Consider the following 14,305-nt stretch of genomic DNA (forward strand, 5'->3'; position numbering starts at 1 on the left):
AACAGGTGTCCAGACCGGACTTCCGCCGCTCACTATCTGGGACGTCCGGGCCGCGCGCAGGAGGTGCGCGTCGCGGTGGAATCGTGGAGTCTGTTCGCGAAGCTCGCCAGAAGGAGTGAAATGGGAAAGGTCACGGCCACCGCGGAGCGCACCATCGACGCTCCGGCCGACAAGGTTCGCGCGCTCGTCGCCGACTACGCCGAGACGCGCCCGAAGCTGCTCACCGAGCACTACCGCGACTACGAGGTCACCGAAGGCGGGGTCGGCGCCGGGACCAAGGCGGGCTGGAAGCTGCAGGCGACGTCCAAGCGGGTGCGCGACGTGAAGGCCACGGTCAGCGAGCCGAAGCCCGGCACGCTGGTCGAGACCGACGCGAACTCGAGCATGGTCACCACGTGGACGGTCGCCGAGGCCGGTGAGAAGAGCGTCGTGAAGATCGAGACCACCTGGGACGGTGCCGGTGGTGTCGGTGGCTTCTTCGAGAAGACCTTCGCGCCGGGTGGGCTGAAGAAGATCTACGACGGCGTGCTCGGGAAGCTCGCCGAGATCGTGTAGCGCGTCACAATCGGAATGTGCGCCCCGGTTAGCCGGTTCTACCCGGTGGAATCCGGGGCGCCTGCCCCGCTTCGACCGACTTGAGGAGTTCGACGGTGAACGCACCCACCCAGGCGACCGAGATCCGGCTCGCGTCCCGCCCGCACGGCGTCCCCACGCACGACAACTTCGAGATCGTGGACACCGGGATCCCCGCTGCGGGCGAGGGCCAGATCCTGGTGCGCAACCTGGTCATGAGCGTCGACCCGGCCATGCGCGGCCGGATGCGGGACGTGAAGTCCTACGCGCCGCCGTTCGAGGTGGGCGAGGTCATGAACGGCGGGGCGGTCGGCGAGGTCGTCGAGTCCCACGTGGACGGCGTGAAGCCGGGTGACCACGTGCTCCACCAGGCCGGCTGGCGCACGCACGCCGTGCTCGACGCCAAGCGGTTCGTCAAGGTGGACGGCGACGCCGCCCCGCTGTCGACGTACCTCGGCGTGCTCGGCATGCCGGGCCTCACGGCGTACGCGGGCCTGCTGGAGTCGGCCGAGTTCAAGCCGGGCGACACGGTGTTCGTCTCCGGCGCGGCCGGTGCGGTCGGCTCGCTCGTCGGGCAGCTCGCGAAGCTGAAGGGCGCCAAGCGGGTCATCGGCTCGGCGGGTTCGGCGGAGAAGGTCCGCCACCTGATCGACGACCTCGGCTTCGACGCGGCCTTCAACTACAAGGACGGCCCGGTCGCCGAGCAGCTGCACGCCGCGGCGCCCGAGGGCATCGACGTCTACTTCGACAACGTCGGCGGCGAGCACCTCGAAGCGGCGATCGACGCGATCACCGTGCACGGCCGCATCGCCGTCTGCGGGATGATCTCGCAGTACAACGCCACCGAGGCGACGCCGGCGCCGCGCAACCTCTCGCAGATCATCGCCAAGCGGATCACCATCCGCGGCCTGCTGGTGCTGGACCACTGGGGCCTGCAGGAGCAGTTCGTCACCGAGATCGCGCCGCTGGTGCAGTCCGGGCAGATCAAGTACTCGGAGACCTTCGTCGACGGCATCCGCAACGCGCCCGAGGCGTTCCTCGGCCTGCTGTCCGGGGCCAACACCGGCAAGATGCTGGTCCGCATCGCCGACTAGAGCAGTCCGGCCAGCTCCGGCAGGGTCGACGCGGTGTAGGTGGGCGCGGGCGAACCGGGCAGCGGGCGGACGCCGGGACGGGTGAGCAACGCCGTCTCGAGGCCCGCCGCCTGGGCGCCCGCGATGTCCCAGTCGTGCGCCGCGATCATCACCGCCCGCATCCCGGGGTACGCGGCCACGACCTGGCGGTACGGCTCGGGCGCGGGCTTGAGCCTGCCGACCTGCTCGGCCGAGAAGATCCGGTCGAGCAGCGGCGCCAGCCCGGCGTTCTGCAGCTGCGCCTCGGCGGTGGCGAGCGGCGAGTTCGTCAGCGCGACGACGGTGTGTCCCTTTTCGCGCAGCTTCGCGAGGCCGGGTTCGACGTCCGGGTGCGCGGGCAGCGAGCGCAGACCCGCGGCGACCTTCGCGAGGTCGACTTCCCGCCCGTGCCGGTCGGCGACCTCGATCGCGGCTTCCCCGGCGATGCCCGCGAAGTCGCGGTAGCCGCCGGTGGCCGTCACGGTCAGGACGGTGTGGATGGCCAGCCCGAACCACTCCCGCCGCACGTCGGGCCCGCCGACGACGGCGTCCATGGCAGCGAGGTCGAGCAGGGTCTCGTTGACGTCGAAGACGCAGAGCATGGGTTCAGTATTGCTTGGTCAGCGCCCGTTCGTTGAGTCCCGCGTCGAGTTCTTCGGCCGACATCGGCAGCGCCATCTGGTCGCGCATGATCGTGCCGAGCGTCGGCAGCGTCGAGCGGTCCGGCCAGGTCGCCGGGTCCCACAGCGAGGATCGCAGGAACGCCTTCGCGCAGTGCATGTACAGCTCTTCGACCTCGACGACCACCGCGAGCTTCGGCCGCTTGCCCCGCACCACCAGCGAGTCGAAGAAGGGCGCGTCCGAGACCAGCTTCGCGCGGCCGTTCACCCGGAGCGTCTCGTTCATCCCCGGCACCAGGAACAGCAGGCCGGCGTGCGGGTTGTCGATGATGTTGCGGAAGCTGTCGATCAGCTTGTTGCCGGGGCGGTCGGCGAGCACGAGGGTCTTGTCGTCGAGCACCAGGACGGAGCCCGCGGGGTCGCCCCGCGGCGAGACGTCGCAGCTGCCGTCGGGGGCGGACGTCGCCAGCAGGACGAACGGCGAGTGCGCGATCAGGTTCCGCGCGTGCTCGTCGATCCGGTCGATGATCTTCTGCTGGGTGATCGGCTTGGCTTCGCCGATCAGGTCCCGCAAGGCCTCGTGTGAGTCGATGATCCCCATGCGCCCAAGCTAGCGCGCCCCACCGACAAAACGGGACTGCCCAGCAGCCGTCGCACCTCCGGTCAGGGCCGGTGGCCGATCGGAGCGCCCGTCCGGCCCGCGATCGCGATGCGGGCCGCCGTCGTCGACTTTTCGACCACCAGGTCCACCGAATAGCCGTGCTTCACGAAGACGCCGTCGAGCTGGAACGTGCCGTAGCCGTGCGCCTGGGTGAACAGCTGCTCCATCAGCTCCAGCGCCGTCGCCGGGTCCGGCGCGACCGCCAGGCAGCGCATCAGGAACTCGTCGGTCAGCCGCCGGGTCTGTTCGTGCAGCTCGGTCTGCTCGGGGCCGTGCAGGCCGTCGGCGTAGAGGACGTTCATCCCGGCCCGCCGCTCGATCAGGTAGCGGGTGTAGGCGCCGGCCGCCGCGGCCAGTGCGTCCGCCGGGTCGGTGTGCTCGGCCGCCGCGGTGGCGACGCGCTCGGCGAGCTGGCAGGCGATCGTGCACGCGACCTCGGCGAGCAGGCTCTCGCGGTCGGCGAAGTGGCGGTAAGGCGCGCCCGGGCTGACCTTCGCGCGCCGGGCGACCTCGGCGACCGAGAAGCCGGCCAGCCCCTGCTCCGCGATGAGGTCGAGGGAGACGCGCACGAGCTCGCCGCGGAGGTCGCCGTGGTGGTACTTGCCGCCCATGAGCTGGTTCACATCTCCCGATCGAAATATGTAAGACCTCTCTTACGTAGACATGTAAGAGACCTCTTACGAGGACCAACGGTACTTGAACCTGGAGGGTTCCATGAGCACCACCACGCACGCCATTGCCGCACCGGCGCCGGGTGCGCCGCTCGCACCGACCACGATCGAGCGCCGTGACCTGCGTGCCGACGACGTCCTGATCGACATCGCCTACGCCGGCATCTGCCACAGCGACATCCACCAGGCCAAGGAAGACTGGGGCCAGGCGATCTTCCCGATGGTCCCGGGCCACGAGATCGCCGGCGTCGTCGCCGCGGTCGGCTCGGACGTCACGACGTACCAGGTCGGCGACCGCGTCGGCGTCGGCTGCATGGTCGACTCCTGCGGCGAGTGCGAATACTGCCTGGCCGGCACCGAGCAGTTCTGCGTCAAGGGCAACGTCCAGACCTACAACGGCGTCGGCTTCGACGGTGAGAACACCTACGGCGGCTACAGCAACCAGATCGTCGTGAAGGACGCCTTCGTCTGCCGCATCCCCGAAGGCATCGACCTCGACGTCGCCGCGCCGCTGCTGTGCGCGGGCATCACCACCTACTCGCCGCTGCACCACTGGGGCGCCGGCCCCGGCAAGAAGGTCGCCGTGATCGGCCTCGGCGGGCTGGGGCACATGGGCGTCAAGATCGCCGCCGCGATGGGCGCCGAGGTGACCGTGCTGAGCCAGAGCCTCAAGAAGCAGGAAGACGGCCTGAAGCTCGGCGCGACCGACTACTACGCGACCAGCGACGAAGCGACGTTCGACGTCCTCAAGGGCAAGTTCGACGTCATCCTCAACACCGTGTCGGCCAAGCTGCCGATCGACGCCTACCTGGGCCTGCTCAAGGTCGGCGGCGCGATGGTCAACGTCGGCGCGCCCGGCGAGCCGCTGAACTACAACGCGTTCTCGCTGCTCGGCGGCAACAAGGTGCTGGCCGGCTCGATGATCGGCGGCATCGCGGAGACTCAGGAGATGCTGGACTTCTGCGCGAAGCACGGCATCGGCGCGGAGATCGAGACGATCCCGGCCGCCAAGGTCAACGAGGCCTACGAGCGCGTCGAGAACTCCGACGTGCGCTACCGCTTCGTGATCGACGCCAAGACGATCGGCGCCTGAGGAAGAGCACGGCAACCGCGTCAGAACACCACGGTGCGGTTGCCGTGCACCAGCACGCGGTTCTCCAGGTGCCAGCGCAGGCCGCGGGCCAGCGTCACCTTCTCGATGTCGCGGCCCTTCCGGACCATGTCCTCGACCGAGTCGCCGTGGTCGACGCGGATGACGTCCTGGTCGATGATCGGGCCCGCGTCGAGGTCCGCCGTCACGTAGTGGCAGGTCGCGCCGACCAGCTTCACGCCGCGGGTGTGGGCCTGGTGGTACGGCTTCGCGCCGACGAACGACGGCAGGAAGCTGTGGTGGATGTTGATCGCCCGCCCGGCCCAGTCGCGGCACAGGTCCGCGGGCAGGATCTGCATGAACCGGGCCAGCACCACCGCGTGCGGGTCGTGTTCGTCGACCAGCTCGCGGACCTCTTCGAACGCGGCTTCCTTGCCCCCGGCCGGGAACGGCACGTGGTGGAACGGGATGCCGTGCGCGCGGGTGATGTCGGCGAGGGACTCGTGGTTGCCGATCACCGCCGCGATGTCGACGTCGAGTTCGCCGGAAGCGACCCGGCCGAGCAGGTCGTACAGGCAGTGCCCGGCCTTCGAGACGAGCACCACCGCGCGGCGCCGCTCGCCGGTGTCGCTGACCTGCCAGCTCGACTCCGCGGACAGGTCCGCGGCCACCTCGCCGAAGCGCGCGCGCAGCTCGGCGGCATCGAACGGGAGCGAGTCGGCCCGGACGACCTGGCGGGTGAAGAACCAGCCGGTGTCCGGGTCGGTGTGGTAGGCCGCTTCGACGATCCAGCCGCCGTGCTCGGCGAGGAACCCGGAGATCCGGGCGATGATGCCGGTGCGGTCGGGGCAGCCGAAGGTGATGACGTAGCGGCGTTCGGGAGCGGTCACGACGGCATTCTCCCTCGCGCTGGTCAGGGCGCCGCGAGTGGTGCCAGGTCGTCCGTGACGGACGCCCGGCGCACGCGGTGGACGTCGGCGCCGGGTCCACCAGGTCATGGACAGTCCACTTCGGACAGTTCGGCGCCGGGGCCGCCGGACCGGCCCGCAGCGCCGCCCGCTTCAGCGCCTCGGCGTGGACGTCGATCGCTTCGAGCGTGGGCCGACCGTAGCCGCCGGCCGGCTTCGATGGCGAAGACCAGGCCCAGGCCGAGGCTGAACGACAGCAGCAGGCCCTTGCCCGGCTCGTCGGCGAACGCGGCGCCGCCGGCCAGGCCGATCAGCACGCTGTAGACCGCCCAGATCGCGGCACCGGCGAGGTCGAGCACGACGAACCGCGGCAGCGGGTAGCCCAGGCTGCCGTTCGCGAGCGAGCTGGCGACGCGCCCGCCGGGCAGGTAGCGGGCGGCGATGATGAGCAGCCCGCCGTTGCGCCGGACCTGGTCGCGCGCCCACCCGTAGCGGCGTTGCCCCTCTGGTCCGCGCTGCAGCCACGCGACGGCCCGCGGCCCCGCGGACCGCCCGACGGCGTACCCGAGGCAGTCACCCGCCCACGCCCCGCCGGCCGCGACCGCGGCGAGCGCGGTCAGCTGCGCGGGATCGGGCCCGAGCAGGACGGCGACGGTGACGACGGTCGTTTCGCTGGGCATGAACGGCAGCAGAGCGTCCAACCCGGACACCGCGAAGACGACCACCCACAGCCACGGCGAGCCGAGCGTGCCGCGCAGCAGCTCGGTGACCTGCCCCAGGAGTTCCACGGCTCAATGGTGATCACCGCAGGTCACTTCGGGGTGACGCAGCGGGGGTGCCCCGGTGAACGTTCAGGCGGGGGCGACCGAATCCCACGGCACGGTCAGCTCGCCCAGCCGGATCCGGGACGGCGGCCCGAGCACCGGCCAGCCGCGCGCGGCCAGCAGCCGGACCGCCTCCAGCCACCGCGAGCGGACCCCGAACGCCTGGTGCGGCGCCGCCGTCGCCCAGCAGGTGTCCAGCGCCGACAGCAGCGCGTGCACCCGCTCGCCCGGCACGTTCCGGTGGATCAGCGCCTTCGGCAGCCGTTCGGCGATGGTCGAGGGCCGGTCGAGCCCGGCCAGCCGCAGCGAAAGCGTCAGGGAGACCGGCCCGGCCGACGACACCAGCACCCACGTCGACAGCCGCCCGATCTCGTCGCAGGTGCCCTCGACCAGCAGGCCGCCGGGCGCCATCGAGGCCAGCACCAGCTCCCACGCGCCCGCGACCTCGTCCTCCGCGTACTGCCGCAGCACGTTGAACGCGCGCACCAGCGTCGGCCGGGTGCCGGCCAGCTCGAACCCGCCCCGGCGGAAGTCCAGCAGCGGCGGTGCCGCGGCGGGCAACGCGGCCGCGACGCGCACCGGGTCCAGCTCCAGGCCGAGCACCCGGACGTCCGGCCGGACCCGCCGCACCCAGCGGGCCAGCTCGACCGTCGTCACCGGGGAAGCGCCGTAGCCGAGGTCGACGACCAGCGGGTCCGGGGCCGCGCGCAGCAGCCGGGTCGTGGCCGGCGCCGACGCGATCCACCGGTCGACCCGGCGCAGGCGGTTCGGGTTCGTCGTGCCGCGGGTCGGCGCGCCGACCGGGCTCAGGCGGCCCCGGCCAGCCACTTCGCGGTGAATTCGGCTTCGTGCTCCAGCAGCTTCGTGACCTGCTCGGCGATCACGCTCTCCAGCTTTCCGCCGAACAGCGGGATCCGGACCGTCACCTCGCCGCTCGTCCGCAGCACGGTCGTGTCGCCGTTGGCCAGCACCGCCGTCCGCGCGGCGATCTCGCCCGGGACCCCGCCGACCTCGACCGACGCCTGGCCCTGGTGGCCGGTGCCGTCGTTGCTCACGCGCCAGGTCTGCGTCCGGGTCACGATCAGGTCGCCCTTGTGCAGCGTCCGCACCGCCGACGGCAGCTTGTCCGCGCTGATGCCCTGCCGCAGCCGGTAGGTCAGGCCGGTGTCGGAAACGTCGTACGACAGCAGTTCGGCGTCGTGCCCGCCGAGCTCCGCCAGCCGGGCCCGCAGCGCGTCCTCGCCGGACACCGCGGCGTAGACGGCGGCCACGTCGGCGGCGAACTCAGCACGGTGCTCGATCCGGGATCCCATGAGCCGGACAGTACCGTCAGACGGGTGAACACCGCCCCGACTCCCGCGCTCCCGCAGCTCTCGGCGTACACCACCCTGCGCCTCGGCGGCCCCGCCCGCCGGTTCGCCACCGCCGTGACCAGCGAAGAACTCGTCGAGGCCGTCCGCGACGCCGACGCGGCGGGCGAGCCGGTCCTGCTGCTCGGCGGCGGCTCCAACCTGGTGGTCGCCGACGCGGGGTTCGACGGCACGCTGGTCGAGGTGGCGAACACCGGCTGGCGCCGCGACGGTGACTTCGTCGACGTCGAGGCCGGCCAGAACTGGGACGCCTTCGTCGCCGGGCTGGTCGAGGCCGGCCTGGGCGGGCTCGAGTGCCTGTCGGGCATCCCCGGCAGCGTCGGCGCGACGCCGATCCAGAACGTCGGCGCGTACGGCTGCGAAGTCGCCGAGTCGATCGTCTCGGTCGAGCTGTACGACCGCGTGACGCGCGAGGTGCGCACGCTCAAAGCCGACGAGCTCGGCTTCGCCTACCGCACCAGCGTCCTCAAGGGCACCGACACCGGCGTCGTCCTCTCGGTCCGCTTCGAGGTCCGCGAAGACGGCCTCTCCGCGCCCATCCGCTACGCCGAGCTGGCGCGCACCCTGGGCGTCGAGACCGGGGCCCGGGTCCCGGCCGCCGAGGCGCGGGAAGCCGTGCTCGGCCTGCGCCGCGGCAAGGGCATGGTGCTCGACCCGGCCGACCACGACACGTGGAGCGCGGGCTCGTTCTTCACCAACCCGATCGTCCCGGGCGCCGAAGCGGAAGCGGTCATCGAGCGGATCACGGCGGCGGTCGGTTCGGCGGTCCCGCAGTACCCGGCCGACGGCGGCACGAAGCTGTCGGCGGCCTGGCTGATCGAGCGCGCCGGCTTCGCCAAGGGGTACCCCGGACCGGGGAACCGCGTCTCGCTGTCGACGAAGCACACCCTCGCGCTGACCAACCGCGGCGGCGCGTCGACCGAAGACCTGTTGGCGCTGGCCGGGGAGGTGCGGGACGGTGTCGAACAGCGCTTCGGCGTCCGGCTCCACCCCGAGCCGCTGCTGATCAACTGCGTCATTTGAGCCGAACCGGGCAACCTGGACGTGGATGAGACGTCTTTGTCGACAAAGGCGTAGCTACCTGATCGGATGGTTTTTACCTTTCGGCGGGTAACGTCGGACGTGCCACCAGCGCTAAGGGCTTGGACTCGCTGGTCGGCGGGGACGACGGCTTCGGGGGGACCGGGGGGCAGCGCCCCCACGGCTGGGGTGCGGGGGCCGGCCCCCGCATGACACAGGAGGTTTTCGGTGATCGGACGGCGCACGGTCTTCAAAGCCGCGCTCGCGGCGGGGGCCGCACTCGTGGCCGCGGCGTGTTCGAGCACGAACGACGGCACCGCGCTGCCCACCGGGGCGGCGGGCGCCGACGGGGAGAGCGCGCAGCCCGTGGCGAAGATCACGGCCGAGCCGGCGGTCGGCGCCAAGGACGCCGCGGTGCTCAAGCCCGTGGTGATCAAGGTCGCCGACGGCAAGCTCACCGAGTGCAAGGTGACCGCCGAGGGCGGCAAGGCCGTCAAGGGCGACACCGCGCCCGACGGGCTCACCTGGACCAGCTCCGAGCCGCTCGGCTACGGCAAGACCTACACCTACGCGGCCAAGGCCACCGGCTCCGACGGCAAGCCGGCCGAGCTCGCCGGCACGTTCACCACGATCAGCCCGGCCAAGCAGGTCCGCGCCACCCTCAACCCGGCCGACAACCAGACGGTCGGCGTGGCCATGCCGATCAGCGTCAAGTTCGCGTCGCCGGTCAAGGACCGCGCGGCCGTCGAGAAGGCCCTGTCCGTGAAGACGGACAAGGACGTCGAAGGCGCCTGGGGCTGGCTGTCGGACAGCCAGGTCGACTACCGGCCGAAGGAGTACTGGCCGCAGAACATCACCGTGAGCGTCGAGGCGAAGCTCTACGGCGTCGAGCTCGGCGGCGGCGCGTACGGCAAGGCCGACGTCACCACGAAGTTCAAGATCGGCCGCAACCAGGTCGTCAAGATCAGCACGCCCGAGCACCAGATGCACGTCTACCGCGGCGGCTCGCAGGTCAAGAGCTACCCGTGCGCGAACGGGCTGGACGCCGAGGTCGACCGCAACACCCCGAACGGCACCTACATCATCATGAGCCGGGAGCCGTCGGCGATCTTCGACAACGCCCGCTACGGCTACACGAACGTCAACAAGAAGTGGGCCTGCCGGTTCTCCAACCACGGCGAGTTCATCCACGAGAACCAGGACAACGCGGCCAACATCGGGAAGAACAACAACTCCCACGGCTGCGTCAACCTGCTCGAAGCCGACGCCAAGGACTACTTCGACTCGGCCATCGTCGGCGACCCGGTCGAGATCACCGGCTCGAAGCTGTCGCCGCCGATGAACTCCGACGTCAAGGACTGGAACTACAGCTGGGCGGCCTGGCAAGGGCTGGGTGCGAAGTAACCCGTGCGCACCGAAGTCGTCGGGCACGGCGGGGTCCGGCTCGGCCTGCGGGTCGAGGGAGCCGAGAACAGCAGGCCGATCGTGTTCGTGCACGGCTGGGCGCAGTCGGCGGACTGCTGGGCGGCGCAGCTGGCCGACCCCGCGCTGACCGAGCGCTTCCGGCTGGTCGCGGTGGACCTGCGGGGCCACGGCGCCTCCGACGTCCCCACCTCGGGCTACGACGACCCACTCGTCTGGGCCGACGACCTCGCCGCGGTGCTCGACTTCGCGGGGCCGGACGCGATCGTCGTCGGCTGGTCCTACGGCGGCCTGGTGCTCGTGGACCACATCCGCGTGCACGGCACCGCACGGCTGGGCGGCCTCGTGCTCGTCGGGGCCATCACCGAGATCGGCCGCGACCGGCCGGGCGGGCGCGTCGGACCGCTGATGCGCGAGCACATGCGGGCGATGCTTTCGGACGATCCGGACACCGCGGTCCCGGCGCTCACCGAGTTCTGCCGCGGGATGGCCGCCGGCCCGGTGCCCGGCGCGCAGGTCCAGGCCATGCTCGGGGCGTCTCTCTGCGTGCCCCCCGCCGTTCGTTCGGCGCTCTTCCGCCGGGACATCGGCAGCGAGGAAGTGCTGGTCACGGTGGACAAACCGGCTCTGGTGGCGCACGGAACGGCCGACCGCGTGATCGAACCCTCGGTAGCCGAACACGCACTCGGGAAGATTCCGGGTGCCCTCGGGCGTTGGTTCGCTGACGGGGGGCATGCGCCCTTCGCCGAGTCCGCGGCCGAGTTCGACGCGGTGCTGCGGCAATTCGCCGAGGAATGCTGAAGTACGCAGGAGACGTGACCACGTGACCAGCTCTCACCGGGGGTTCCGGGCTGCGCCGCGCCGGATAGCGGTGCTGTCCGTCCACACCTCACCGCTCGAACAGCCCGGCACCGGCGACGCGGGCGGGATGAACGTCTACGTCAGCCAGACCTCGATCGAGATGGCCCGCCGCGGCGTCGAGGTCGAGGTCTTCACCCGCGCGACCGCGTCCGACCAGCCGCCGGTGGCCGAGCTGGCGCCCGGGGTGACCGTGCGGCACGTGCAGGCGGGGCCGTTCGAGCCGCTGGGCCGGGACGAGCTGCCCGCGCAGCTGTGCGCGTTCACCTCCGGCGTGCTGCGGACCGAGGCGTTCCACGAGCCCGGCCACTACGACCTCATCCACTCGCACTACTGGCTCTCGGGCCAGGTCGGCTGGCTCGCCCGCGACCGCTGGTCGGTCCCGCTGGTGCACACCGCGCACACGCTGGCGAAGGTGAAGAACGCCGCGCTCGCCGAGGGCGACAAGCCCGAGCCGCGCACCCGCGTGATCGGCGAGGAACAGGTGGTCGCCGAGGCCGACCGGCTGGTCGCCAACACCGCGGTCGAGGCGCGCCAGCTCATCGACCTCTACGACGCCGAGCCACACGCGGTGCACGCCGTGCCGCCGGGCGTCGACCTCGAACGCTTCACGCCGGGCTCCCAGTCCCTCGCCCGCGCGGAACTGGGACTCGCCGCGGACGACGTCGTGCTCGCCTTCGCCGGCCGCATCCAGCCGCTCAAGGCGCCGGACGTGCTGCTGCACGCCGCCGCCGCGATGCTGCGCCGCCGCCCCGAGCTGGCTTCGCGCCTGGTCGTGCTGATCGTCGGCGGGCCGTCGGGCACCGGGCTGGAACAGCCGCAGGCCCTGCGTGAGCTGGCCGCTTCGCTGGGCATCGAGGCGCAGGTCCGGTTCCTGCCGCCGCAACCGGGCGAGCGCCTCGCCCGCGTCTTCCGCGCCGCCGACGTCGTCGCGGTGCCCAGCTACAACGAGTCGTTCGGCCTGGTCGCGCTGGAGGCGCAGGCCTGCGGCACGCCGGTGGTCGCGGCCGAGGTCGGCGGGCTGCCGGTGGCGGTGCCGCACGGCGTGTCCGGCCTGCTGGTGCCCGGGCACGGCGCCGAGGAGTGGGCGGACGCGCTGGCCGCGGTCGCGCTGCGCCCGGACCGGCGGGCCGAACTGGGCGCGAACGCCGTCGTGCACGCGCGCCGGTTCTCCTGGCGCCGCACGACGGACGCGCTGCTCGACATCTATGCTCAGGCCACCAGCGCGTTCCGGCAGGCGCTGGATTTGCGCGCGGAGGTGGCGGTGTGAGCCTGGACCAGCTGATCCAGTCCACTTTGGACTCGGCGGAGCTGAAGTACGACAAACGCGGTCCCGGCAAGTACTTCGTCACCCTGCCCGGCACGAAGAAGCTCCAGACCAACGCGTGGCTGGTCGACGGCGACCACGCGTTTTCGGTGGAGGCCTTCGTCTGCCGCCGCCCCGATGAGTCCCATGAGGACGTTTACCGGTTCCTGTTGCAGCGCAACGCGAAGCTCTACGGCGTGCACTACACGGTGGACAGTCTCGGGGACATCTACCTGGTCGGCCGGTTCGGCAAGGAGACCATGTCGGCCGACGAGCTCGACAAGGTGCTCGGCCAGGTCCTCGAGGCCGCCGACGGCGACTTCAACACGCTGCTGGAGATCGGCTTCGCGACGTCGATCAAGCGCGAGTGGGACTGGCGCGTCTCCCGCGGCGAGTCGCTGGCGAACCTGCAGGCGTTCAAGCACCTCGTCGCCCCCGCGCAGCCGCACGAACCGGGCTTGACCGAGTCGTGACCATGGCCGTGCAACGGCCTTGAACCGGACATCCGTCTCACCGCCAGTCGAAACTGGAGGGAGAAGCAGGATGCGGACTCGATGGAGAGCGGGGCTCGCGGCCGTGGCCGTGGCCTTCGCGCTGGCCGGCTGCTCGTCGGCGGGCAACGGGGCATCGTCCACGGCGGACAGTGGCGGGGTCGCGCCCGCCGTCCCGAAGCAGGGGACGGGCGGCAAGGCGGAATCGAAGGTGACACCGCCGCAGGCCGGCGCCACCGACCGGAAGCTGTCCCGCAGCGCCCGGCTGGAGCTGACCGCGACGAAGGTCACCGACGTCGTCGCGCAGGCCCGCGGGATCGCGCAGGGCGCGGGCGGCTACACCGGGCAGGAGAGCACCGGCGAGGAGTACGCGACGCTCACCCTCGCGGTGCCGGCGGACAAGCTCGACGGCGCCCTCGACCAGCTCTCGCACCTGGGCTCGAGCCTGGTGAAGCGGGAGCTGAACACGCAGGACGTGACCGAGCAGGTCGTCGACGTCGACGCGCGCCTGCAGACGCAGCGGGCGTCGGTCGAGCGGATCCGCGCGCTGCTCGCGCGGGCGACCTCGGTGTCGGAGATCGCTTCGGTCGAGAGCGAGCTGACCAGCCGCGAGTCGACGCTGGAATCGCTGGAGCAGCAGAAGAACTCGCTGGCGGGCAGCGTCGCGATGGCGACGGTGGCGATGAGCGTCCGGAGCGTGGCGGCGCCCCCACCGGCCGAAGAGGACCACAGCGGGTTCCTGGGCGGCCTGGCCGGCGGCTGGGACGCGTTCCTGACCTTCGGCGGCGGCTTGCTGACGGTGCTGGGTGCGATCGCGCCGTTCTTGCTGATCGTGGGCCCGCTGGCCTGGGCGGCCTGGTGGCTGAACCGGCGCCGCCGCGCGGCACGACCGGAGCCGACCGAGGTCTGAGCGGGCGTGCCGGCAACGTCGTGAAAGACCCGTTCACTGCGTTTGGTGGGGTGAACGGGTCTTTCATGACGTGCGGAGCTGCGTAGCTCGGTCCGTCTCGGGTGTGGGACGCGGCCTCGAACGGGAGCCGACCGAGGTCTGAGCGGGCGCGCTTGCGACGTCATGAAAGACCCGTTCATCGCGTTTGGTGAGGTGAAAGGGTCTTTCACGACGTCCGGAACCGCGCGGCTTGGTCCGCCACGGGCGTGGGGACGCGGCCTCGAGCCGCAGCCGGCCGAAGTGTGAGCGGGCAGGCGGGACGGCTCGAGGGAGGGGGGAGTCGCGATCTCGAGCCGCCCCGCTGAAGTTCCCGCCGATCAGGACCCGGTGACGAGGGGGGTGCCAACGGGGCCGGCGGGCCGCGGCTCGGCAGGGGGGAGACGAGCCGCGGTCAAAGCCCGAACGCGGCCGGGGAGTGCGTGGAATCCAG

General features: G+C 71.5%; 16 protein-coding genes. 9 read left to right on the forward strand and 7 right to left on the reverse strand.

Translation table 11 applies throughout. The features are described 5' to 3' along the window. Window positions 1–120 precede the first annotated feature (120 nt). Window positions 121–555 carry an SRPBCC family protein gene (locus ACLJQM_RS01495; RefSeq protein ID WP_247015461.1) on the forward strand — a complete coding sequence of 145 codons (435 nt, stop codon included), beginning with the start codon at window positions 121–123 and terminating at the stop codon, window positions 553–555. A gap of 95 nt (window positions 556–650) precedes the next feature. After that, window positions 651–1,667, forward strand: coding sequence for an NADP-dependent oxidoreductase (locus ACLJQM_RS01500; protein ID WP_360767866.1), 1,017 nt, complete (start codon window positions 651–653; stop codon window positions 1,665–1,667). Here the strand turns inward: ACLJQM_RS01500 and ACLJQM_RS01505 are convergent. The 3 genes from ACLJQM_RS01505 to ACLJQM_RS01515 form a co-directional block, all read right to left on the reverse strand. Then, complete coding sequence (locus ACLJQM_RS01505) at window positions 1,664–2,287, reverse strand: HAD family hydrolase (RefSeq protein WP_247015457.1); 624 nt, start codon at window positions 2,285–2,287, stop codon at window positions 1,664–1,666. The genes ACLJQM_RS01500 and ACLJQM_RS01505 overlap by 4 nt on opposite strands. Window positions 2,288–2,291: 4 nt before the next feature. Then, complete coding sequence (locus ACLJQM_RS01510; protein WP_410629829.1) at window positions 2,292–2,906, reverse strand: pyridoxamine 5'-phosphate oxidase family protein; 615 nt, start codon at window positions 2,904–2,906, stop codon at window positions 2,292–2,294. A 62-nt stretch (window positions 2,907–2,968) separates the two neighbouring features. Next, window positions 2,969–3,577, reverse strand: a complete 609-nt coding sequence (locus ACLJQM_RS01515; protein ID WP_410630273.1) for a TetR/AcrR family transcriptional regulator — start codon at window positions 3,575–3,577, stop codon at window positions 2,969–2,971. Between the two features lie 103 nt (window positions 3,578–3,680). Here ACLJQM_RS01515 and ACLJQM_RS01520 point away from each other — a divergent pair, with 103 nt between their 5' ends. Then, a complete protein-coding gene (locus tag ACLJQM_RS01520) occupies window positions 3,681–4,730 on the forward strand; it encodes an NAD(P)-dependent alcohol dehydrogenase (protein ID WP_410629831.1) in 1,050 nt (349 codons plus the stop codon). A 20-nt stretch (window positions 4,731–4,750) separates the two neighbouring features. Here the strand turns inward: ACLJQM_RS01520 and purU are convergent, their stop codons facing one another. The 4 genes from purU to ACLJQM_RS01540 all read right to left on the reverse strand — a co-directional run bounded on the left by purU (window position 4,751) and on the right by ACLJQM_RS01540 (window position 7,772). Beyond that, on the reverse strand, window positions 4,751–5,617 hold the full coding sequence (gene purU, locus ACLJQM_RS01525) for a formyltetrahydrofolate deformylase (protein WP_410629833.1): 867 nt from the start codon (window positions 5,615–5,617) through the stop codon (window positions 4,751–4,753). 104 nt (window positions 5,618–5,721) lie between these two features. Next, a complete protein-coding gene (locus ACLJQM_RS01530; protein WP_410629835.1) occupies window positions 5,722–6,423 on the reverse strand; it encodes a DedA family protein in 702 nt (233 codons plus the stop codon). A 63-nt stretch (window positions 6,424–6,486) separates the two neighbouring features. Next, window positions 6,487–7,287, reverse strand: coding sequence for a class I SAM-dependent methyltransferase (locus ACLJQM_RS01535; RefSeq protein ID WP_360767882.1), 801 nt, complete (start codon window positions 7,285–7,287; stop codon window positions 6,487–6,489). Next, window positions 7,266–7,772 carry a DUF2505 domain-containing protein gene (locus ACLJQM_RS01540; RefSeq protein ID WP_360767885.1) on the reverse strand — a complete coding sequence of 169 codons (507 nt, stop codon included), beginning with the start codon at window positions 7,770–7,772 and terminating at the stop codon, window positions 7,266–7,268. The genes ACLJQM_RS01535 and ACLJQM_RS01540 overlap by 22 nt, the downstream gene beginning before the upstream one ends. Window positions 7,773–7,796: 24 nt before the next feature. On the opposite strand from ACLJQM_RS01540, the gene ACLJQM_RS01545 reads away from it, so the two are divergent. From ACLJQM_RS01545 to ACLJQM_RS01570, 6 genes are all read left to right on the forward strand, one after another. Continuing rightward, window positions 7,797–8,852: a UDP-N-acetylmuramate dehydrogenase gene (locus ACLJQM_RS01545; RefSeq protein ID WP_410629838.1), complete on the forward strand. Its 1,056-nt coding sequence runs from the start codon at window positions 7,797–7,799 to the stop codon at window positions 8,850–8,852. 225 nt (window positions 8,853–9,077) lie between these two features. Beyond that, the gene (locus ACLJQM_RS01550; RefSeq protein WP_410629840.1) at window positions 9,078–10,253 is read left to right on the forward strand and encodes a L,D-transpeptidase; all 1,176 of its coding nucleotides are present in this window, start codon (window positions 9,078–9,080) and stop codon (window positions 10,251–10,253) included. Window positions 10,254–10,256: 3 nt separating this feature from the next. Continuing rightward, a complete protein-coding gene (locus tag ACLJQM_RS01555; RefSeq protein WP_410629842.1) occupies window positions 10,257–11,072 on the forward strand; it encodes an alpha/beta fold hydrolase in 816 nt (271 codons plus the stop codon). Between the two features lie 22 nt (window positions 11,073–11,094). Further along, the gene (gene mshA / locus ACLJQM_RS01560) at window positions 11,095–12,399 is read left to right on the forward strand and encodes a D-inositol-3-phosphate glycosyltransferase (RefSeq protein ID WP_410629844.1); all 1,305 of its coding nucleotides are present in this window, start codon (window positions 11,095–11,097) and stop codon (window positions 12,397–12,399) included. After that, window positions 12,396–12,908, forward strand: a complete 513-nt coding sequence (locus ACLJQM_RS01565; protein WP_247015431.1) for a YbjN domain-containing protein — start codon at window positions 12,396–12,398, stop codon at window positions 12,906–12,908. The genes mshA and ACLJQM_RS01565 overlap by 4 nt, the downstream gene beginning before the upstream one ends. 70 nt (window positions 12,909–12,978) lie before the next feature. Continuing rightward, window positions 12,979–13,836: a DUF4349 domain-containing protein gene (locus tag ACLJQM_RS01570; protein WP_247015429.1), complete on the forward strand. Its 858-nt coding sequence runs from the start codon at window positions 12,979–12,981 to the stop codon at window positions 13,834–13,836. Window positions 13,837–14,305: the final 469 nt, after the last annotated feature.

The sequence above is a fragment of the Amycolatopsis sp. cmx-4-83 genome, assembly GCF_046548815.1.
GTDB classification, from domain to species: domain Bacteria; phylum Actinomycetota; class Actinomycetes; order Mycobacteriales; family Pseudonocardiaceae; genus Amycolatopsis; species Amycolatopsis pretoriensis_A.

Coding starts and splice junctions, on each gene's coding strand:
- ACLJQM_RS01510 (WP_410629829.1), bottom strand. CDS start 2,906: ATGGGGATCATCGACTCACACGAGGCCTTGCGGGACCTGATCGGCGAA.
- ACLJQM_RS01495 (WP_247015461.1), top strand. CDS start 121: ATGGGAAAGGTCACGGCCACCGCGGAGCGCACCATCGACGCTCCGGCC.
- ACLJQM_RS01515 (WP_410630273.1), bottom strand. CDS start 3,577: ATGGGCGGCAAGTACCACCACGGCGACCTCCGCGGCGAGCTCGTGCGC.
- ACLJQM_RS01540 (WP_360767885.1), bottom strand. CDS start 7,772: ATGGGATCCCGGATCGAGCACCGTGCTGAGTTCGCCGCCGACGTGGCC.
- ACLJQM_RS01570 (WP_247015429.1), top strand. CDS start 12,979: ATGCGGACTCGATGGAGAGCGGGGCTCGCGGCCGTGGCCGTGGCCTTC.
- ACLJQM_RS01505 (WP_247015457.1), bottom strand. CDS start 2,287: ATGCTCTGCGTCTTCGACGTCAACGAGACCCTGCTCGACCTCGCTGCC.
- ACLJQM_RS01520 (WP_410629831.1), top strand. CDS start 3,681: ATGAGCACCACCACGCACGCCATTGCCGCACCGGCGCCGGGTGCGCCG.